Raw genomic sequence first — 21,939 nt, 5'->3', positions numbered from 1 at the left:
CCTGTTTATTTTTCATTAATCAAATTAATTGGTTGCTTTACGCTTCATTTGATCAAAGAAATCATCATTGGTTTTGGTTTCTTTCATACGATCCAATAAAAATTCCATTGCAGCCAATTCATCTTGAGTGTGAAGTAACTTGCGTAGAATCCATACTTTACGTAGGTTATCTTCAGACATTAAGCGCTCTTCACGACGTGTGCCTGACTTTTTAATGTTCATGGCAGGGAATACACGTTTTTCAGCAATACGACGATCTAGTGTAATCTCTTGGTTACCTGTACCTTTGAATTCTTCATAGATCACTTCATCCATCTTACTGCCAGTTTCAATCAGGGCAGTCGAGATAATGGTCAGTGAGCCACCTTCTTCAATATTACGTGCGGCACCAAAGAAACGCTTCGGACGCTCAAGTGCATGGGCATCGACACCACCTGTTAATACCTTGCCAGATGACGGTACGACAGTGTTGTAAGCACGAGCCAAACGGGTAATCGAGTCAAGCAGAATTACGACATCTTTCTTGTGTTCAACCAGACGTTTTGCTTTTTCAATCACCATTTCAGCAACCTGTACGTGGCGCGCTGGTGATTCATCAAACGTAGACGCAATGACTTCACCACGTACTGTTCGTTCCATTTCAGTCACTTCTTCAGGGCGTTCATCAATCAGAAGAACGATAAGGAAGCATTCTGGGTTATTGCGTACAATCGATTGCGCGATGTTTTGCAACAACATGGTTTTACCCGCTTTAGGTGGGGCAACAATAATTGAACGTTGACCTTTACCAATTGGAGCAACTAAATCGACAACACGTGCAGTTAAATCTTCTGTAGTGCCGTTGCCTAACTCCATGACCAGCTGTTCAGTTGGGAATAATGGCGTTAAGTTTTCGAATAAGATTTTATTGCGTGAGTTTTCAGGTGTGTCGTAGTTAATTTGATTCACTTTTAAGAGGGCAAAATAACGTTCACCTTCTTTCGGTGGGCGAATCGTTCCCGTGATGGTGTCACCCGTACGCAAGTTAAAACGACGAATTTGCGAAGGGCTAACATAAATGTCATCTGGTCCAGCAAGATAAGAGCCTGCTGCAGAGCGTAAAAAACCAAAACCATCTGACAGAATTTCGAGAACGCCATCACCAAAGATCTCTTCGCCATTCATCGCATGACGCTTTAAGATGGCAAAGATAATATCTTGCTTACGGTTACGTGCCATTCCTTCTAGGCCCATAAACTCTGCAATTTTGATGAGTTCGCCAATTGGTTTTTTCTTGAGTTCGGTTAAATTCATATGTGGTCAGATAGAATCAAAAATTCTAGAAACAGGTTGGAAAGGGAGCAACATTCGGTCGCATACAGCAATAAAATGACGGCATTGTATTAATACAATAACAACGCGGTGGTCTGATAAATTGTTGCGAAGAGAAAATGTATGAAACAATTTCTGTTGCCGAACGGCGATCTTATGTGTTGTGTCTTGTAAGAAAAAGATGGAGTTGAAATCCTTTCTTTCTTGAACATGAAATATAAGAGAGATTCTTAACTTTGTCAATTTATAGACGAAAAAAATGCGCTATTGGACATAACGCATTTGGTCTAATTGCAAAGTTTGAATTAGATATGGTCTTCAATGAAGGCTGTTAATTTAGATTTTGGTGCTGCGCCAACTTGTTGAGCAACGACTTCGCCATTTTTAAACATTAATAATGCTGGAATGTTGCGAATGTTGTAATTCACTGCTGTAGCTTCGCAAGAAGTCACGTCAACTTTTACAATTTTTACTTTGCCTTCGTATTCGTTAGCAAGAACTTCCAATACAGGTGCAATCGCTTTACATGGTGCACACCAACCTGCCCAGAAATCAACAAGAACGGGAGTATCTGAATTTAAAACATCTGCTTCAAAGTTTGCATCTGTAGTGTTGATGATATTGCCTGACATGGAATATGCTCCAAAAATTTTATTAAAAGATAGCTAATGACTCTAAGTATTACATAGCCATCTTTAACAATGTAGTGTTAGATGCAAATTTTCGACCTTTAGAGTAGATTTGTCTAATTGAAGCTCACGATGATGTTAATCGTGTAACACAATTGTCATATATGCTTAAAAATAAAAAGCTCAGTCTTTAAAAGAGATAAATGGCTTTTAAATTGCATGTATGTGCATTACTCTAGGCTCAATTCTGTACAGGTTTATTTGAAGAATGTCTGATTTTTTGATTGATGAAGAATTACTTGCTGCCATCGATATGGGATCGAACAGCTTTCACCTTGCGATTGCGCGTGTAGACCATGGTGAAGTCAAAAAAGTTGCATCAATGTCAGAAAAAGTTCAGTTAGCCGCTGGACTTGATGAAAATAAAAACTTAACTGAAGCAGCACAACAACGTGGTTTGGCATGTTTAGCACGTTTTGTTGGACGTTTAAGTTCAGTGCAGCCAAATCGTTTAAGAATTGTGGCAACCAATGCTTTACGCCAAGCCAAGAACGGACATGAATTTATTCAGAAAGCCGCAGAAATATTGCCAAAACCGATTGAAATTATTGCAGGACGTGAAGAAGCACGTCTGATTTATTTGGGTGTATCTCATACCATGGCCAATAGTGGTCGTCGTTTGGTAATTGATATTGGTGGGGGGTCAACCGAACTGATTATTGGTGAAGAGTTTGAACCAATCCACACCGAATCTTTACAAATGGGATGTGTCGCGTTCACCAAGTTATATTTTGCTGATGGTGAGATTAATCAAAAAAGTTTTGATAAAGCTGTGGTTGCAGCGCGTAAAGAATTATCTGCAATTGCCAATACCTATAAAGAAGCAGGTTGGGATACTGTTGTTGGATCGAGTGGCACCATTAAAGCTTGTCGCCAAATTGCGGTCAATATGGGTTGGAGTAACGAGCAGGAAAATCTGACTCGCGAAGGGCTAGAAAAACTGAAAGAAAAACTTCTTAAATACAAACATATTTCGGAAATGGATTTTGATGGTCTTAAGGAAGACCGTCGAGCAGTTTTGCCCGCTGGAATTGCAATTTTGTGTGCAGTATTTGAGTTGTTAGAAGTTGAAGTTTTGGTTTATTCGGACGGCGCATTACGCGAGGGCGTCATGTATGACTTGCTTGGTCGTTTCCAACACGAGGATATTCGTGACCGTAGTGTGCAAGCGTTAATGGGGCGTTATGGTGCAGACCCGAAGCAGGCTGAGCGCGTCGTTAAAACTGTGCAGCATTTATTTGACGGGGTGGCAAAACCACTGAATTTAACCAGTGATGACAGTGACTTACTGCGTCGTGCAGCATATTTACATGAAATTGGATTAGCGATTAGTCATGGTGGTTATCATCGTCATGGGGCTTATTTATTACAACATTCGGACATTGCAGGCTTCTCGCAGATTGACCAAAACCAGATTTCACATTTGGTTGCACATCATCGTCGCAAGTTACGTAACGATGCAAAAATTGACGTGATGAGGGTTGGTGGTAGCAAACTTGTGCATCTATGTCTATTGCTTCGATTAGCAGTTTTACTGAATCATAGTCGTAGCGATGCGATGCTTCCTGCCATTGAATTAACCATTGGCAATGCGCAACAATGGCAACTCTGCGTTTCTGGCGATGCCAAACAATGGCCTTTGCTTGTTGCAGATTTGCATGATGAACAAATGCAATTCAAGCATTGGGATATTGAATTGAATATTCAGTCGGAACAATTTATCGATTAACACTGTTTGGTTAATTTAGGGATAATGGTTGACCTATGAAAAATAAAGCTGCTCAATCTAAAGCATGGGCAACAGTCCAAATTGCACGTCATCCAGACCGTCCGCAATTTTTGGACTATGTTGGTGAAATCTTCACTGAATTCGATGCTTTACACGGAGATCGTTTGTTTGGTGATGATGGTGCGATGGTCGGTGGCTTAGCACGTTTTGATGGCAAACCCGTAATGATCGTCGGTCAGCACCGTGGTCGTAGCACTCGTGAAAAATTAAAGCATAACTTTGGGATGTCTAACCCTGAAGGTTATCGTAAAGCACAACGTTTGCTTGATATGGCAGAGCGTTTCAATTTACCTGTATTCACTTTTATTGATACTATGGGCGCTTACCCAGGTGTAGGTGCTGAAGAACGTGGTCAAGCAGAAGCGATTGCGACTAGCCTTGCACAACTTTCAAATTTGAAAGTTCCTGTTATTGCAACAGTATTGGGTGAAGGGGGTTCAGGTGGTGCTTTAGGTATTGGTGTTGCTGACCGTGTGATTATGTTGTCGCACAGTATTTATTCAGTGATTTCACCTGAAGGCTGTGCATCTATTCTGTGGAAAACTGCTGAAAAAGCAGAGCAGGCCAGTGAAGCATTGGCGTTAACGGCGGACCGTTTAAAACAGATAGGTATTGTTGAATACGTGGTTGATGAAGGTCAAGGTGCGCATTTAAATCCTGAACAAGTGATGGAAAGTTTAAAGGCCGTACTCAAACAAGCATTGGATGAGTTGCAGCCAATGGATGCCCAAGAACGATGCGAAGCACGTTACCAACGTTTAATGAAGTTTGGCAGCGACAATTTAGGTCTAACGTCTTAATACAGGCGCAGACCTTTACAGAACAAAGTTCTTATCTCATAGGATGTAGTGGCGGTGTGGATTCCATGCTGTTGCTGCATCTTATGTCGTTTTTATTCCCGCAAAAAGTTCGTGCAATTTATGTCGATCATCAGCTGCAATCTATGAGTTCGGCTTGGGGCGAATTTGTCTTGAATACCTGTCAGCAATTGCAGGTGCCCTGTAGCATTGTTCCTGTTCGTGTGGCTGAAGGTAATCTAGAAAATCAAGCACGCAATGCCCGCTATCAAGCCTTTGCAGAGCATTTACAGAACAATGAAGTTCTAGTTTTAGCCCATCATCAGCAAGATCAGGCTGAAACTTTGATGTTACGACTGCTTTCAGGGGCAGGTGTGCAAGGTTTATCTGCCATGTCTGTGGTCGATGTGCGAGAGGAAATGACGCTTTGGCGACCCATGCTAGAACTGTCGCGTGAGCAGATTTGCCAATGGGCAGCTCAGTTGGATGTGCAAAATATTGAAGATCCGACCAATGCTGATCCAGATTATGATCGTGCTTGGTGCCGTCAAGTTTTATGGCCTATTTTAGAGCGACGCTTCCCGAAAATGCAGCAAGCGTTAACTCGTACTAGTCTACTTATGCAAGATGCTGATGAAATATTACTTGAGGTGTTCGCTTCTGATTTAGAGAAATGTGGTGATTCACACTATCTTAATTTAGAGCCTTTATTTGTTTTATCTGTAGCAAGACAACGCCAACTCCTTTCACATTGGATGCAAGGAGAAGCCACGTATCGTCCCAATTTTGCCATGGTGCAACGCTTAATCACTGAAGTGATTGAGGCCAAGCAGGATGCACGAGCGGCATTACATTGGCAAGGTTATTATTATGTCCGTTATCAACAGCGAATCTTTCGTTTAACTGCGGATACGTATTTAGCCGAACAACGGATTCCTATTTTGCCCACACAAATGCAAATTTTCGAACTTGAACAGGTTGTGTCTGTGCTTTCTGGACAGTATTTGATTCAAGCACAAGCACTTGGGTTGTCAAAAGAACTATTGGGTAGACAACTGATTTTGTCTCCCAGAGCTGGTGGTGAAAAGATCCATCTTTATGGACGTGTTGGCACTTGGCCGCTGAAAAAAGCGCTACAACAAGCACAAATTTTTCCGTGGTTGCGTCATACAATTCAAATATTAAGCATAGATAATGTTATGCTAGGGGTTTTTACACCCAAAGGTTTTTGGTTGGCACAGTCTGAATATCTAGTTGTGGATGGATGGCAGCCGAAATTAGTTTCAGAGCAATAGAATACTCAATATCGAGCGTAAATCATGAGTGCAGTTTTAAATTGTAATATTAGTTTTATCGGTGGCGGCAATATGGCGCAAGCCCTCATTGGCGGCTTAATTGCGCGAGGCATGCCCACTACTCGTATTACAGTTGCTGATCCCTTTGAAAATGTACGTCAACTTTTGCAAGAAAAAGATGTGCATGTGACGGATGATAATATTGCTGCTATTCAGCATGCAGATATTGTTGTATTGGCTGTCAAGCCTCAGGTGCTTACCAATGTACTTAAACAATTACATGGTTTACTTGATGGTAAGTTGATTATTTCAATTGTTGCAGGCGCGGAAATTGAAACGATGGCAACTTTATCAGGGACACACCGTATTGTTCGAGTTATGCCAAATACGCCTGCACTGGTACAAACTGGCGCACATGGTTTATATGCGACGGATGTTGTCGATGCCAAAGACCGAGAGTTGGCCAGTCAAGTTTTGGCTGCAACGGGATTAACCATCTGGGTCAATTCAGAAGCACAAATTGATGCGGTGACCGCAGTTTCAGGTTCGGGACCTGCGTATTTCTTCTATATGATGGAAAGCATGATTCGTGCTGGTAAAAACATGGGGCTAGATGAAAAAGTTGCCACTGCGTTAACTTTGCAAACTGCTTTAGGCGCTGCACAAATGGCAATTACCAGTGCAAACTCACCAGCAGAGTTACGTAAAAATGTGACTTCTCCGAATGGTACGACTCAGGCTGCTTTAGAAGTTTTTGATCGTGCTCAAATTTCACAAAATATTCAATCAGCCTTGGCTGCTGCAAAAAAACGTAGCCAAGAATTGGCTCAAGAATTAAGTGAAAGTAGTAAATAATCGATTTTAATTAGGAAAATTTTAATATGGGTGCAAACTCTGCGCTAATTTTTGGCATTATTATTAACGTAGCGATTTTGCTCGTATTCTTCCGCTTTTTAATGCAATTGGCTGCGGTTAATCCGTACAATCCCGTGGTGATGTCGACAGTCAAAGCCACTAAGATTGTGGATATTTTCAGTCGTATTTTCCCGACACTGGGTAAAGGGCGAGTTAACTCTGCCGCTTTGGCATTGGTCGTGGTACTTTATTTGCTCAAAATATTTGGCATCATGTACTTATCGGGGGCAATGCCGAATAGTCCAATTCATTTGGTGATTCTGACTTTTGTGACCATGATTCAGGACTTGATTCGTTTCTGTCGTTACTTGATTTTTGCAACGATTATTTTAAGTTGGGTGGTGATGTTTACCCAGTCACGTTCACCTTATATTGAAGTGATTCAGGAATTGGCAGAACCTTTATTGGCACCATTTCGTCGTTTGTTACCCAACATGGGCATGATTGATTTATCACCTATTGTGGCTTTCTTGGCTTTATATATTGCTGAGATTATTATGAATGAAGTCGCAATTGCATTGTTGACGGGCTTATAAGATTCACTGTATAAAGCAAAAAAAAGGACTCAAATTTGAGTCCTTTTTTTATTGTTTCTCGACTGGTTGCACTTTAGTGTGCTTCATCCCAGTTTTGCCCTTTACCGACTTCAACCAGTAGTGGAACCGAAATTTCTAATACTGATTGCATTACTTTAGCCAGTTTTGGTGCCAATTCATCTGCAATTTCGGCATCCACTTCAAAGACCAATTCATCGTGGACTTGTAAGAGCATTTTGGCTTGATCTTTCGGTAGAATTTTATCGACTTCAATCATCGCGATTTTAATAATGTCCGCAGCACTGCCTTGCAGTGGGGCATTAATTGCCGCACGTTCAGCTGCTTTACGAATCATCATATTGCGGGCATCAATCTCTGGCGTGTATAGACGACGACCTAAAATGGTTTCGACAAAGCCTTGTTCCAAAGCGACCTGACGCGTGCGTTGCATATACTCGTAAATGCCTGGATAGCGATGGAAATATTGTTTGATATAGTTCTGTGATTCTTCACGGCTAAAGCCCAGTTGACGAGTCAAGCCAAATTCCGACATGCCATATAACAGACCAAAGTTGACGGCTTTAGCTTGACGACGCTGATCGTTAGTCACCTGATCCAATGGAATATTCAACACTTCTGACGCGGTGCGGCGATGCACGTCTTGACCGTGACGGAAGGCATCCAGCAGGGCATCATCCTGAGAGAAATGTGCCATTAAACGCAGTTCAATTTGTGAATAGTCGGCTGCCAGTAATACACGACCTTCTGGCGCAATAAATGCTTTGCGAATCTGACGCCCAATTTCTTCACGGACAGGAATATTCTGTAAATTTGGATCGGTCGAAGATAAACGTCCGGTCGCAGTCAACGCTTGATGATAACTGGTATGTACGCGGTGGGTATCATTGTTGGCTTGTTTCAATAAACCATCGGTATAGGTGCTTTTAAGTTTAGATAAGCCGCGATAATCCAAAATCAGCGCGCTAATCGGATGATCTAATTTTTCTAAAATACTTTCGCTGGTGCTGTATTGTCCTGTGGTAGTTTTTTTGCCGCCTTTTAACCCCAGTTTATCAAACAGAATTTCACCGACTTGTTTTGGAGAACTGACATTAAATGGCTGACCTGCCAATTCGGTAATCTGATTTTCCAAATCTTGCATGGTTTTGGAAAAATCTTCACCCAACTGATCTAAAAATTGAAGATCAAGCTGAATGCCGTTTTCTTCCATCAGGGTTAATACACGTGCTACAGGTACTTCAATATTATGCAAAATATTGATCAGTTCTGGATGTACTTTGAGTTTTTTATCTAGCACCTCATATAGACGGAAGGTGACATGAGCATCTTCGGCTGCATAATGTGCTGCTGTTTCAATCTCGATTTGATTGAAGGTTTTTTGTTTTGCCCCTTTACCTGCGACTTCTTCATAGGTGGTGGTAAGGTGGCTTAAATATAGGCGAGCCACATCATCCATGCCATGACGTGTTGCCACTGAGTTGAGCACATACGATGCCAGCATGGTGTCAAAATACCAACCTTGCAGTTCAATCCCATGATTGGCAAAAATATGTGCATCATATTTTAGATGATGTCCAATTTTTTTAATCTCAGGATTTTCTAGAATCGGTTTGATTTGTGCCAGAACGCTTTCACGGTCTAATTGTTCGGGTGCTCCTTCATAATCATGTGCGAGGGGGATGTAGTAAGCATCTTGTGCATCAAAAGCAATAGAAAAGCCCACCATTTCAGCAATACGATAATCCAGACTAGTGGTTTCCGTATCAATCGCGAATTTGCTCGCACTTTGCATACGTTGTAATAATTTTGCCCAAACCTCTGCGGACAACACCGTATGATAGTTGGCTTGACCAAGTTGATCATCGACACTGGTTAAAGTCGCCTGGTCTTCAGTTTCAATTGGCGCTGCTACAGGAGCCTGTTGAAGGCTGGCATTACTTTGTTTATTGTTCGTATGGTTTGGATTGTTGGGGTGATCCAAAGATTGTAATTGATTACGGAATTCTAATTCGGTGTATAGACGGCGTAATTCATTCACATTTGGGTCTTGGATGGCTAAATCTTCATAGCAAATACCAATCTCCAAATTACAGACAATACTGGCCAATTGATGGTCAATCGCGATGCCTTCAGCATTATCTTTAATGTTTTGACCTACTTTGCCTTTAATCTGATCGACATTTTCTAAAATACCGCCAATTGAACCATATTCGGTCAGTAGTTTAGCGGCGGTTTTAGCACCGACGCCGGGTACGCCCATAATGCCGTCAGACGCATCGCCCATTAAAGTCAGATAGTCGATTATTTGGTTTGGCCAGACGCCAAATTTCTCAAAAACGCCATTGATATCCATAGGCTTTTCTTTAAAGCTGTCTTCAAGCGTGACTTTTTCGGTGACCAGTTGCGCCATGTCTTTATCGCCAGTCGAAATCAGGACTTGTTGTCCTTTGGCTTCAGCGCGTTTGGCTAATGTCCCGATAATATCGTCAGCCTCTGCACCAGGCAGCATATGTACTGGAATACCTAAAGCACGGATTAAGGCATGTAAATATGGAATTTGTTGTGCCAATTCCTCTGGCATGCTTGGTCGATCACCCTTATAAATGGGTGAAAGTTCATGACGGAAAGTCGGTTCTGGGGTATCAAAAATGACCGCCATGTGCGTCGGTTGAGTACGACGCATCAGTTTCTGAATTGCAGAAATTGCGCCACGTACAGCATTGGTGTGCAACCCCGTAGAAGTTGTCAGAGGTGGGACCGCATGGAAAGCGCGAAATAAAAAATATGACCCATCGACCAATACAAATGGTGACATTCTACAAATCCTGATTATGAACTGGGGCTTATATTACGTGAAAAAGGCAAAGCTGTCTTATGTGTAATGTCACTATGCGCTAAGTAACATTATGGTGATTCGCTTCAAGTATATAAATTTGCAGTATTTTGTATGCGAAATTGCTTGCATGAATGGTGATCAAGTAAGATAAAAAGATTGAAGCTGTGTAATGCATAAACCCATGTATAAAAAAGACAAACAGGGAATGGTTCTACTCTTGATCGCATTAACCGTATTGTTAGTAATTGCGATAGTGATGCAATGGCAATCGACAGTAGTCGCTGCTGCCCTTGGGTTAACCGCCGTGATGGTGCAGTCAATCTCGAATATCCATCAGCGTTTAGAGCAATTAGAACACATATCATCACAACCATTGATTCAATCCACAGGAATCGGGACACAAAAGATTCTGATGTATGGGGCTACCTTACTGGCATTATGGGCCTATGCCAATACATGGATGTGGGTAGTCGGTGGGGCATTGCTGGTTTTACTGCTGTGTTTGATTCAATTGATCAGTGTATTTCAGCGGCGATTAGCTCTATTAGAGCAACCACAGCAACAACCTTCGGGGTTTATCTCTAGAACTTCCACATTACCGCTGTCAGAGCAGTCGCTTCCTCCTGCAATGCCAATGTCGGGACAGTTGACGCGGACGCAACAACAGGATGTAACTGTTCAACAACCACAGCAAATCTCAGTTGACTCAGATACAGTATCATCAGAGGCGGCTCCCGCATGGTGGCAACCTGCTCTGGATTGGATGCAGCATGGCAATCCAATTTTAAGAGTTGCTGTTGCTGTGCTTATGGTAGGTGTCGTGTTGTTGCTACGTTTTGCCAGTGAACATTGGCAATTAAGTTTAGCGGTGAAACTTGGATTTATTGCAGTTGCAGGTGGAGTGACCACATTAGCGGGTTATCTGCTACAACGTAAAAATACTTTGTTTGCCATCGCCCTTCAGGGCTTAGGTCTCGCAATAGTGTTCTTAACGCTGATTTTTGCCCATCATTTTGACGTGCTGCAAAGTTTAATGACGGCCAGTATTTTATTTGTGATGTTGTTGGGAATTACTGTGGTGCTGAGTCTAAAGCAGCAAGCACTGTATTTGGCTATTCTTGCTTTGAGCATGGCGTATTTGGCACCTTTACTCATTCCGCACAATCATCCCGATGTGGTGTTCTTATTTGGGTATTATTTTGTGATTAATTTGGCTGTGGTCGTGGTCAATTATTTGCAGCCATGGAAAATACTGCACCAGATCGCTTTTTTTGCCACGATGTTTATTGGTGGGGCGGTCATTGGTATTTATGCGGAAAATTCGCAGCTGAATACCCTCGATGTCATTTTATGGTTGCATATCGCATTATTTATTTGGCTCAGTATCCGCTATAGCCAGTTGATGTTGGCAGAGAAACAGCAACCGCGAGAATCGGAAACCCTGTCAAATAAGAAAAAGCTTCAACCGATTTTAGATGTGGGACTTATTTTTAGTGTGCCAGTATTGGGGTTTTCATTACATGCTTTTTTAATGCATGACTCTACTGTGGCGTTGACTTGGGGAGCTGCTGTTTTGGCAGTAACTTATGGGCTATTGAATTTTTGGATTAAGTATCAGCATCCGCAATTGTCTATTTTGGCCAAAAGCTTTTTTATTTTGGCTGTTGTATTTACTGCTTTGATCTTTCCGTTGGCAAAAGGGGCGCACTGGACGTCTACAGGTTGGGTGATTCAAGGCACCGCTTTAATTGTTTGGGGCATTACCGAACGCTATCGTTTAAGTCGGTATGTGGGTGTAGGATTGGTTCTGCTCAGTACTATCGCACTGATGTATCAAATCTGGTCGAATAATGATTTCCCTATTTTAACGACCTGCATTTATGCTATCGCACAATTTATTTCGGCATTTTATTTATTGCATTATCAGGACGTCGAAAAATATTTCAGCGCCCGTATCTTGAGTGGTATTTTCCTTGTTTCAGGCATGTATGCAGGCGCTATCGCAGGTGTAGAATTGATGCACTGGCAGCCGTGGGCATTTAGTTGCTCAATAGCTATCGCTACGGTTTTACTGGCATGTTTTAGCGTAGTCGTACAGTTTAAATCCAAATTGGAGTGGCAAAGTTTACAACTCACTTTGTTGGGTAGTTTATTGCTGTTGCTTTATGGTCTAAGTGTATTTGAAGACGTGTTTACAACGCAGCGCTGGACCAGTCAAACCGTGCAGTTCAGTTTTGCAATCAGTGCGTTATTGATAAGTTTAATGTTGATATGCATACAGCGCTCATCAGCACAAATAGTGAATCAACTGTGGGCTGCAATGCTTTGCCTTGCGCTAGCCAGTGTTGGTTTAGCACTTTTCCCACAAATGCCAATTGCAGCTTTAGGTGTTCTGCCTCTGTTCTATGCGTTCTATGGATTTTTCACAGCGAAGCGTGACTTTATCGATCAGACATTTGTATGGGGGCTTGGACTACTGTGGTTGCTGGTCTTAAATTTAGATTCATATTCTGCTCTCCATTACTATGCTGCGCCCTTGTTGAGTCTGACTGACTTACTGTCTTTGCTTATGTTTATAGGCTTGCTGTGGATCATTTATCGACATGATTTTGAGGAGCAGTCCTCGCTAGAATGGGGCGTTAAAATTACCACCATTTTGATTGGGTTGTTGGTGTTTAGTAGTGTTGTGGTTCGAGCGATGCATCATTATTTGGCGACCCCATTATGGGGCAGTACCATTTGGCATGATGGTTCGGTACAACTGAGTTTGACTTTGTTGTGGGTGATTTTAGCTTTTGTATTAATGACTTTTTCAAGCCAGCGTCATATCCGTCAAATTTGGTTTGTTGGAGCAGCATTGCTTGCGATTGTGGTACTTAAATTATTGTTATTGGATCTATCACAAAGCGGTACCCTAACACGGGTGATTTCCTTTATTGGCTCAGGTGTGGTGATGTTGGTGATTGCTTATATTGCCCCATTACCTCCGAGCCTGGGTGAACAAAAAAAAGAGCGATAATTTATCGCTCTTTGGGTCCTCTTTTGAGTTCTTTCTCATTGGCATACTGGTCAATCTCATCACGCGCTTTGGGACGAGGGCGATCAATAATACCCATTTTAGGGACTGGAATTTCAATATGGTTTTTTAAGAAACCATTACGTACATGCTCTTGAAGTTCATCCCGTGCTTTTAGAAAAATTTCTTGTCGGCACCAAACAGCAAACAGAATTTCGATGGTTGATTCACGAAAGGCGGTTACTGTGACCTCGGGTTTAGGGTCATCCAAGGCTAAGGGATAGTGGGCAGCAACATCTAACAGGACTTCACGGACTTTAATAATATCTTCCTGAAAGTTAATAGCGAGGGTAATTGGAATCCGCCGAATTGGGAATTTGGATAAATTTAGGACAGGAGCGCGAATCAATTGCTCGTTGGGCAGACGCACATAAATATTATCTAAAGTCAGTAACTTTACAGAGAGTAAATCAATAGAAATAACTTCTCCTTCAATGGTATGACCACGGATCAGAGTGATTTGAATGGTATCTCCAACTTCAAAGGAACCTTCACCAATCAGGAATAGACCGCTAATTAAGTTACTGGCAGATGTTTGTGAAGCGAAACCAAGCGCGACGGTAAAAATACCCGCAGCACCAATAAAAACACTGAGCTTAAAGCCTGCTTCTTTTAAGCTTGCCATTATAAACAGGACGAAAATAAAATAAAAAATCCCGCGACGCCAAACCATACTTTGATGAGCGTTAAAGTTCTGTCCAACCGTTCGTATAAAAGTATTGGAAATCAGGCGCGCGAGGATGAAACCAATCAGACACAGTACCAGTGCGACAAAAATCTCACTGATTCTTTCGAAGTTAATGTTGGTAAAAATTTCCTTCAAGCTGACTGCAACATCTTTAGGAATATTGGTCTCTGGCATATCAGTATCCTAAAAAAATGAGTCAAACATATTGAACAAGGCACCGCCAGGTGAGCGAGGTGCATGTACATAAGTGACTTCACCCGCCAAAGGTGGAGTTCGGTTTTCAATTTTAATGCGCGGTGGTCGGGTTAAATCTTCGTGAATGACTTTAATTTGTGACGTCCATAAACGATTGGTACTTTCACTGTAAAAAAGAGGCAGCGCCGAAACAGGAATATTCATTCGATCAAAGCGCAGTTGTTGACCACTGGTGTTGTGGAATTCAATCGGTGTGACTGCCCGAAAAGGACTTGGTTTCAGTAAACTTAACTCCGTACGCCCATCCACTGCGGTGGCATAGCAGATCTCACCTGTACGGTGGTCGGGACCGAACCACGTATCTTTGGGTTGCATCATCGGAAGGTCAAATAACGGTTCACGTTGGCTTTCAACAAAACCTGCAATCCAGAGCGGCGTACTAATGTAAAGGGTTCCACGTTGCCCAGCAGGAATATAAATGGGATCGACAGGTTTAATCACGACAGATCGATCTGCCAAGCGCGGCATCAAATGAAATGTTTCGTGCGTTTGACGAAACATATAACGCTCAATTTTGATGGGTTGTGGAAAGGCAAATTCAGGATCTTTGATGATATTCCATTGGCGCTCAGAATCTTTTTGATATTGTGGGCGATGATATTCTAGACGCCATTCATTGATGCTTCGCGCCAGACGAAACAATAAAGAGCCAAACTGCCATGTTCTAGCTTGATTTAATTCGAATTTTTGTTCGCCCCACCATTTGAGTGAGGGTTGTTCAGCTTGATGATGCTCGAAATCAGATGATGCCAAAATAAAAAAGTCCTCTAGTCAGTTCAGTCAAAAACAGACTTCACGCTGTCATAAGCTTAGAGTACACTCAAAAGCCTCTTTTTCATCATTATAATTTTGTGATGCAAATACTTAAACAAATACAAATTCCTTATAGTTTTGCCAAGCGACATGGCGTTTTACTTCGATATGATGGGGATCAGGTTTTTATTGTACGCCGTGAAAATACTGCATGGATTGCATTACAAGAAGCGCGCCGTTTACTCAATGTGCCTGCACACTATGAACTATTAGACGATCAACGTTTTAACGCTTTACTTAGTTCTAGTTATGCTGGGGATACAGGTGAGTCACAGCAAGTGGCTGCGGGACTGGAAGATCATCCAGATTTACTCAGTTTGGCAGATCAAGTGCCAGAAGCTGAAGATCTGATGGATCAAGAAGATGATGCGCCGATTGTACGTTTAATTAACGCCTTGCTTTCAGAAGCGATTCGCGTTGGTGCATCGGATATTCATATTGAAGCTTTTGAAAAGAAACTCTCGGTACGTTTACGAGTGGATGGTCAACTGCGTGAAATTGTACAGCCTCGCCGTGAGTTGGCACCGCTTTTGGTGTCGCGGATTAAAGTCATGGCGAAATTGGATATTGCTGAAAAGCGGATTCCTCAGGATGGACGTATTTCATTGCGCCTAGCAGGGCGTGAGGTTGATGTACGTGTCTCGACTTTACCCTCATCACATGGCGAGCGTGTCGTGATGCGTTTGTTAGATAAGCAAGCAGGTCGTTTGAATATGACCCATTTGGGCTTATTGAAACCCGACTACGAGCGTTTAACCCAATTGGTGCATCGTCCACATGGCATTATTTTGGTGACTGGGCCGACGGGTTCAGGTAAGACCACGACCTTATATGCTGCCTTATCCGACCTAAATGACAATACCCGCAATATTTTGACCGCTGAAGATCCAATTGAGTATCAGTTGGAAGGGATTGGTCAGACACAGGTGAACACCAAGGTAGATATGACCTTTGCACGGGCATTAAAAGCGATGTTGCGTCAAGACCCAGATGTGGTGATGGTGGGGGAAATCCGTGATTTAGAAACAGCCGAAATTGCGGTGCAGGCATCATTAACGGGACATTTAGTCTTGTCGACTCTGCATACCAACACAGCAATTGGTGCGGTCACCCGATTAAAAGATATGGGCATTGAACCTTTCTTGTTGTCGAGTTCTCTTATTGGTGTGATTGCACAACGTTTGGTTCGTACACTTTGCCCCCATTGCACCACGTGGCACGAGGCAGACCCATTTGAACAGCAGATTTTTAAGCCGATTATTTCTTCGGTTGAAGGGTTGAAATTGCCAGAGCCACAGGGGTGTGAGCAATGTTCACATATGGGTTTTAGTGGGCGAACTGCAATTTATGAAATCGTGCCTGTAGATGAGTCTATGCGCCGTTTAATACATGGCAATGCGGCCGAATTTGAATTAGAAAGTTATGCACGGCAGCATTCAGGCTCTATTCGGGATGATGGTTTGAGAAAAGTTTTGGCAGGTAAAACGACTTTGGAGGAAGTTTTACGTGTGACCAATGAAGCGGCTGAATAACTGAAACTGATTAGTCTATTCCGTTAATTTTCTCTTTCGCTTTAGAAGAAAGGACTGCGAAAGAGAAAATTAATTTTAAAATGTTTTACAAAGCATGGCTTTAAGGGGGGATTGGTCTAGTTTAAATATTAGCCTTTAGCAATTGATTGTAAGGCTTTTGTGTTGCTAAAAAATCATGAAGGTCACTATGAAACTTAACGTAAGAACAAATAGATTTTAATCATGAATAAACTTTTAATTTCCTTTTTTTTAATAAGTGGGACATTTATTGCCCAGTATAGTTTTGCTGATACTGAATTATTTAAGGTGTATGAGCAATGTCATGATGAGATGGAGTGGTCTTGTGATGTCATTAGAAACACCGATGGCAAGAAAGAAAAAGTTTATGGTGGTATGAAATCACCACAGATTGAACGTCTAAATCAAAATTATTACCATGTTCAAATGTCATGTGGTAGTCCATGTCAGATCCATCGTTTTCTAGCAAAAAATAAACAAGCAGATGATGCGACTCAAGAATTTATCGCGATTGATGCTCAGCATAATTGCCTCATTGAAACTGATTCTGAACAGAATAAAATCACCGCACGCCAATTAAATTCGAAAAAAAGCTATACGTTGATCAGTACTCAGCACCATAGTTTTCAAAATGTTCCTATTTTTGATATAGCTCAATATACCGTGTTTCAAGGTTCTTCTTATTTTGATCAAAATGGTAATTTAGTTTTGGTGGCAGATGAAATAGATGATCAAAAGAAATTTAAAAAAGTATTTCCGAATCCTTGTAGGTTATGAAATTTCTATCCCGAAGTGATGACTTCGGGATAGAACGTGTGACTTAAACAATCACATTCAATGTCACATCAATATTGCCGCGAGTGGCATTTGAATAAGGGCAAACAATATGTGCCGCATCTACTAATTTTTGTGCTTCAGCTTGCTCTAGGCCTTCCAAATGAATATTCAAAGTCACTTGAATACCAAAGCCTGTTGGAATAGGACCAATACCGACATCACCTTCGATATATACATCTGGTGTAATTTTTAAATGATCGCGGTTGGCAACGAATTTCATAGCACCTAGAAAACAGGCAGAATAACCCGCAGCGAATAATTGTTCAGGATTAGTACCACCACCCATGCCGCCCATTTCTTTTGGGACGGTGAGTTTTACATCTAAAATACCATCAGATGAGATTGCACGACCATCACGACCACCTGTTGCTTTGGCATGTGCGGTATAAACTACTTGTTCTAGAGACATTTTATTCACCTATATTTATATCGAATACAAATATATCGTACACGATTTAATTTGTAGTGCAAGTATTAAACAATTAGATTTATATATAGGCATGATCTATTTTTTAGATCAATTGAGATTTGTGACAATTCGTTCACAACAAGGTCGGCATGCAAATTGAGTAAACATTTTGAAGCTGAAACCAATCACTTATTTCAGATGAAATTGCTCTAAGCTAAATATTTAACTTTATTGAAAAAAGTAGTTTTATCCAAAAGAAATAAGGTGAGTCAGACTTTTAACCGAACTGAACCAATTGGCGATGTTGCATTAAAGGCATGGACTCACGGATTTGTTGTTGTTCTTGTAAGTCAAAAGGTACAGTAATGAGCTGTGTACCTTCGGTTGTAATCAGATCCAACACTTGCCCACGACTATTGGTCGCAGCAGTATGTCCCCAAGTTTGACGTTTTTCACCATGCCAGCCTTGTTGAGCAGCCCCTAGCACTTGGCATTGACTGTCCATGGCACGTGCTTGTAAAAGTAATTGCCAATGCATTTGACCAGTAGTGTAAGTAAAGGCAGATGGGGCAGTTAAAATATTGGCACCACGCGCACGTAAATGTAAAGCCAGTTCAGGGAAACGAAGGTCATAGCAGACCATCATCCCAATGTTGCCAAAAGGTGTTTGTGCAACAACAATGTCTGTTCCGGGTTCAAAAAACTTGGATTCTTGGTAGCCACCGACAGCATCGCCCACTTGTACATCAAACAAGTGAATTTTGTCGTAACGAGCTTCGGTACGCTCAGGGCTAATACACAAACTTACTGTGCGTACACGGCCATCTTCAATCACAGAACCATCAGGACGGAACGGGCAAGGTAAAGTCCCAGCAATCAGCCAGATTTGATACTGGTGTGCTAAAGCTTCAAGTCGTTTTTGGATCGTTTCGAACTGTGCTGCTGTTTCACGTTGTTTGCCTGCGGCAAAGCATACGAAATTTTCAGGGAACACCACCAAGGAAGAACCCTGTGCTTTACTCTGTTGAATCAATGATTCGATGACCTTGAAGTTTTCTTCAATATCATTTTGAGAATTCATTTGAGCAACAGAAAGTAAAGACATTAGTTTATCCTTGTATCAAGTACATTAAGCGTTTTGTTGATGAGACGCTTGTTCCAAATTATCTTGTTCTTTTTGGAGTTGTTTGACCAGCGGTTCAAACATATTTTGATTATTTTCGTTCAATTTCATCAAGGTTTTGTGCGCCTCAAGTACGGTTGTCAGCATACTTGAGTTGGTTACGTGTTCTTCCATTAACTCACGTGTACATACGCTTGGATCACCGCAGTAATTCAAGATGACAAAAACCTGACCTAAGCCCATGCTATTGGCTAAAGTCGTAATATCTGGATTGGTTGATAACATGACGGCCTGAATGTTGTGGGCTTGTTTTAGCTTCAAACCAAGTTTCGCTAAAATGCCTAACACTGTGCTATCGATGAATGTAGTTTGGGTTAAATCTACGATTGCCCCAACGACATTCGACTGTTGTTCAATACGGTTTAAAAGTTTGTCTAGACTGATACAAGATTGGGCTCGCACTTCGCCAATAAGCTTAAAAATATGCGTTCCATCCAAACTTGCATATTCAACATGACCTGTTGACATATAAATGCCATTTGCAGAGAAGGATTTTAAAATTATCACATAGGGCAACTGTAGACTCAAGTATTCTTGAGTCGTAGATACCTATTGAATTATTTAAGTTATTGAAAATTAATTTAATTCATTCTGCATAAACTTAAGATGGCAATATCATCTGCCACATGTTCTGGGGCTTGAAATGATTGATTTTGCAAGTGGAAGACCAATTGTTCGAATTGTTCGTTCAATCCGCCATCAAAAGGTTCAAGTGCACCATCCGAGCAAATAATGAAACGTGAATGCTTGTTTAGCACACATTCGAATTCTTCTACTTCTAAATCTTCCGTTAAACCGAGTGGAAAACTACTGGTATTTAAAATTTTAGGTGGATGATTGGGTTCTAGCATAATTGCAGGAGGATAGTGTCCTGCGCTCGACCATTTTAAAACATGGGTTTCTAAATTCAATGTACCGGCAATCATGGTGATGTGCTTTTCAATATTTTCTTGCACCAACATTCCATTCAGTTTCTTAATCAATTCTCTTGGTGTTTTTGAGCGGCCATGAAACGCAGCCATCCATGAAGTAAGTAAACTGCTGGTGACACCATGACCAGACACATCGGCCAAATAGAAAATAATTTCTTTGTCACTGAGCTTCCAATAGTCGTACCAATCGCCAGAAAGATAGGCTGAAGGTTGGAACAGTGTTTCTATACGATAATTGGTCAGTTCAATCGGATTTGGAAGTAATCGTTTTTGAAGTTCAGCAGCAGAAGGTAAATCACGACTGTCCTGATTACGCTTATATTGAGCATCAATTTTTAATAATGAATGTTCAGGATTGGCAGGTAAACGATTCCAAATCCAACCTGCAAGAGCGCCGAGTTCCCAAGCCTGAGCTAAAGCAGTCCCTTCGTTTTCAAAGGCCATAACAATTGTGGGTAAACTCCACTGGTGGGTCAGGTAATCTTGTACATCGGCAATCGCGATAATAGTAGGATCATACAAGTCAATATCATTAATTTGAATCATCTGCACACTAGGAAGTGTGTTAAGCACCTGATCTAAATAAGGAATATTACGAGTTGGTTGAATGAAATACATATATATATTGTATGATCCTTTAGATTTACATCGTTAGATGTACTATATCAATCAAGTAATTGCTAGAAAAAATAATGCTTTTTAGTGCAAATAAGTTTTACAAATTATTCAGACGGTGGTGAGTTATCTGAATCTTGCGTATCATCAATACCATCATCAGGTTCTTCATCAACAAAGGAAATGTTGTCAGTATCAAGCCCTTGCTTTTGCGCGATTTCAAAATTCTTGCGTTGTAAATAGATATCTCGAATCGCTGCATAACGGTCACCTTGTAATACATCTTCTACATCAAGGATTTGGGCGCGTGCATCAATACCACGTAGCAATTGATCTGACCAATATAAGCCATCGTTATCTGCAAATATGTATTTTTGTGGGCGTGCTTGACCATCAACAGCAAAACCAAAACCATCACGGAAAGTACTTGGACCTATAATAGGCAAAACCAAATATGGACCAGAAGGGACACCATAATAGCCAAGTGTCGTACCCAAGCCTTCTTCTTCCATGTCTAGACCTAAACGTCGTGCAGGATCAGCAAAACCTAAAGTCGTCACAGTATTAATCGTAAAGCGACCTAAAGACTTCGCAGCACGAGATGGGCGCCCTTGCACCAATTGATTTACGGCATTCCAAGGTTCATTTAAGTTCTTACGAAATGCACGATAAGCACCGCGGACACTGTCAGGAACTTTAGTTTTATATTGTACTGCTACTGGTCTGGCAAAATTTCGGTCTAAGAAATCATTGAAGGCAAAAGTTTCCCGGTTCAATGCTTCTAAAGGGTCTTTGATGTTATCAGGCTGTGCAGCATTTGCATTCACTTTTAAATCATTTGCTTTTACATTTTTGAGTTCTTTTAATGACTCAAGTCTAGAAACCTGAGTAGTAGATGGTGCTTCAGGTGCAACTTCATTTACAGGAGTATCGCTTGAAGCTGTAGCAGATAGATCATCATTTGCTTGAATGGTAGAAGCAAAACTAGCAGCTAAAAGTGTCGCACATAAATAATAGTGAGTATGTTGCATAATAGATCCAAGACGGCTCTTAATGTCATAAAAAACTTAAGAAGTCTAAAATAATTAGAGTATAGAACGTATTGTAACAGTTGTTTTCTTCATAGTATTAAAACAAATTTGATCAAAATATGTAATAAAATAGGTTTTTTGCTGATTAAATGATCAATCAAACCATTTTTTGCAAATAATTTAGAGAGGGGTATTGCAACGTGTTGGGAATGCTGTAGAATGCACATCCATCGGCGGTGATGTTGATTAAAACTTGTTGAGAAACAAGGATTTAGCCCAAGCGGTAGAATCTAGAAGTCTTGAATAAGTTTAAAAATAATTAACAAAACCTGTTGACTTTAACTTAGATTAGAGTAACATA

At 41.2% G+C, this 21,939-nt stretch carries 18 protein-coding genes; 8 read left to right on the top strand and 10 right to left on the bottom strand.

What is annotated here, in order from left to right:
• Positions 1-24: 24 nt before the first annotated feature.
• Entirely contained in the window at positions 25-1,293 is a 1,269-nt protein-coding gene (gene rho, locus E0H82_RS14995) for a transcription termination factor Rho (RefSeq protein ID WP_116761404.1), read from the bottom strand.
• Between the two features lie 323 nt (positions 1,294-1,616).
• The gene (gene trxA, locus E0H82_RS14990) at positions 1,617-1,943 is read right to left on the bottom strand and encodes a thioredoxin (protein WP_016166116.1); all 327 of its coding nucleotides are present in this window, start codon (positions 1,941-1,943) and stop codon (positions 1,617-1,619) included.
• 265 nt (positions 1,944-2,208) lie between these two features.
• Here trxA and ppx point away from each other — a divergent pair, with 265 nt between their 5' ends.
• From ppx to E0H82_RS14965, 5 genes are read left to right on the top strand one after another with little or no spacing between them, the layout of a single operon-like run.
• Positions 2,209-3,729, top strand: coding sequence for an exopolyphosphatase (gene ppx, locus E0H82_RS14985; protein WP_131265530.1), 1,521 nt, complete (start codon positions 2,209-2,211; stop codon positions 3,727-3,729).
• Positions 3,730-3,764: 35 nt separating this feature from the next.
• Positions 3,765-4,589 carry an acetyl-CoA carboxylase carboxyltransferase subunit alpha gene (locus E0H82_RS14980; protein ID WP_116761410.1) on the top strand — a complete coding sequence of 275 codons (825 nt, stop codon included), beginning with the start codon at positions 3,765-3,767 and terminating at the stop codon, positions 4,587-4,589.
• A complete protein-coding gene (gene tilS, locus E0H82_RS14975) occupies positions 4,526-5,881 on the top strand; it encodes a tRNA lysidine(34) synthetase TilS (RefSeq protein WP_131265529.1) in 1,356 nt (451 codons plus the stop codon). The genes E0H82_RS14980 and tilS overlap by 64 nt, the downstream gene beginning before the upstream one ends.
• Before the next feature lie 24 nt (positions 5,882-5,905).
• The gene (gene proC / locus E0H82_RS14970) at positions 5,906-6,736 is read left to right on the top strand and encodes a pyrroline-5-carboxylate reductase (RefSeq protein ID WP_131265528.1); all 831 of its coding nucleotides are present in this window, start codon (positions 5,906-5,908) and stop codon (positions 6,734-6,736) included.
• A 26-nt stretch (positions 6,737-6,762) separates the two neighbouring features.
• Positions 6,763-7,332 carry a YggT family protein gene (locus E0H82_RS14965; RefSeq protein WP_131265527.1) on the top strand — a complete coding sequence of 190 codons (570 nt, stop codon included), beginning with the start codon at positions 6,763-6,765 and terminating at the stop codon, positions 7,330-7,332.
• Positions 7,333-7,405: 73 nt separating this feature from the next.
• Here E0H82_RS14965 and polA read toward each other — a convergent pair whose 3' ends face one another.
• The gene (gene polA, locus E0H82_RS14960) at positions 7,406-10,168 is read right to left on the bottom strand and encodes a DNA polymerase I (RefSeq protein ID WP_131265526.1); all 2,763 of its coding nucleotides are present in this window, start codon (positions 10,166-10,168) and stop codon (positions 7,406-7,408) included.
• Between the two features lie 202 nt (positions 10,169-10,370).
• On the opposite strand from polA, the gene E0H82_RS14955 reads away from it, so the two are divergent.
• Positions 10,371-13,208: a DUF2339 domain-containing protein gene (locus E0H82_RS14955; protein ID WP_131265525.1), complete on the top strand. Its 2,838-nt coding sequence runs from the start codon at positions 10,371-10,373 to the stop codon at positions 13,206-13,208.
• 1 nt (position 13,209) lies between these two features.
• On the opposite strand, the gene E0H82_RS14950 is transcribed toward E0H82_RS14955, so the two are convergent.
• Together E0H82_RS14950 and E0H82_RS14945 are read right to left on the bottom strand one after the other, a co-directional pair.
• Positions 13,210-14,127: a mechanosensitive ion channel family protein gene (locus tag E0H82_RS14950; RefSeq protein WP_131265524.1), complete on the bottom strand. Its 918-nt coding sequence runs from the start codon at positions 14,125-14,127 to the stop codon at positions 13,210-13,212.
• A 9-nt stretch (positions 14,128-14,136) separates the two neighbouring features.
• Positions 14,137-14,961 carry a hypothetical protein gene (locus tag E0H82_RS14945; protein ID WP_165492966.1) on the bottom strand — a complete coding sequence of 275 codons (825 nt, stop codon included), beginning with the start codon at positions 14,959-14,961 and terminating at the stop codon, positions 14,137-14,139.
• Positions 14,962-15,062: 101 nt separating this feature from the next.
• On the opposite strand from E0H82_RS14945, the gene gspE reads away from it, so the two are divergent.
• Together gspE and E0H82_RS14935 are read left to right on the top strand one after the other, a co-directional pair.
• Positions 15,063-16,553, top strand: coding sequence for a type II secretion system ATPase GspE (gene gspE, locus E0H82_RS14940; protein WP_131265522.1), 1,491 nt, complete (start codon positions 15,063-15,065; stop codon positions 16,551-16,553).
• A 222-nt stretch (positions 16,554-16,775) separates the two neighbouring features.
• A complete protein-coding gene (locus tag E0H82_RS14935) occupies positions 16,776-17,348 on the top strand; it encodes a hypothetical protein (RefSeq protein WP_131265521.1) in 573 nt (190 codons plus the stop codon).
• 43 nt (positions 17,349-17,391) lie between these two features.
• Here the strand turns inward: E0H82_RS14935 and E0H82_RS14930 are convergent, their stop codons facing one another.
• From E0H82_RS14930 to E0H82_RS14910, 5 genes are all read right to left on the bottom strand, one after another.
• On the bottom strand, positions 17,392-17,817 hold the full coding sequence (locus E0H82_RS14930) for an organic hydroperoxide resistance protein (RefSeq protein WP_131265520.1): 426 nt from the start codon (positions 17,815-17,817) through the stop codon (positions 17,392-17,394).
• Positions 17,818-18,094: 277 nt separating this feature from the next.
• Positions 18,095-18,922 carry a carbon-nitrogen hydrolase family protein gene (locus E0H82_RS14925; RefSeq protein ID WP_131265519.1) on the bottom strand — a complete coding sequence of 276 codons (828 nt, stop codon included), beginning with the start codon at positions 18,920-18,922 and terminating at the stop codon, positions 18,095-18,097.
• 24 nt (positions 18,923-18,946) lie between these two features.
• A complete protein-coding gene (gigB, locus tag E0H82_RS14920; RefSeq protein ID WP_131265518.1) occupies positions 18,947-19,468 on the bottom strand; it encodes an anti-anti-sigma factor GigB in 522 nt (173 codons plus the stop codon).
• Positions 19,469-19,581: 113 nt separating this feature from the next.
• On the bottom strand, positions 19,582-20,550 hold the full coding sequence (gene gigA, locus E0H82_RS14915) for an RsbU family protein phosphatase GigA (RefSeq protein WP_131265517.1): 969 nt from the start codon (positions 20,548-20,550) through the stop codon (positions 19,582-19,584).
• Between the two features lie 104 nt (positions 20,551-20,654).
• On the bottom strand, positions 20,655-21,578 hold the full coding sequence (locus E0H82_RS14910) for a VacJ family lipoprotein (RefSeq protein WP_131265516.1): 924 nt from the start codon (positions 21,576-21,578) through the stop codon (positions 20,655-20,657).
• Between the last annotated feature and the right edge of the window lie 361 nt (positions 21,579-21,939).

Origin of the sequence: Acinetobacter sp. ANC 4910 (genome assembly GCF_004331035.1) — a bacterium.
Lineage (GTDB): Bacteria > Pseudomonadota > Gammaproteobacteria > Pseudomonadales > Moraxellaceae > Acinetobacter.
The sequence above is the reverse complement of the archived record's forward strand: the minus strand, read 5'-3'. Positions and strand labels throughout refer to the sequence as shown.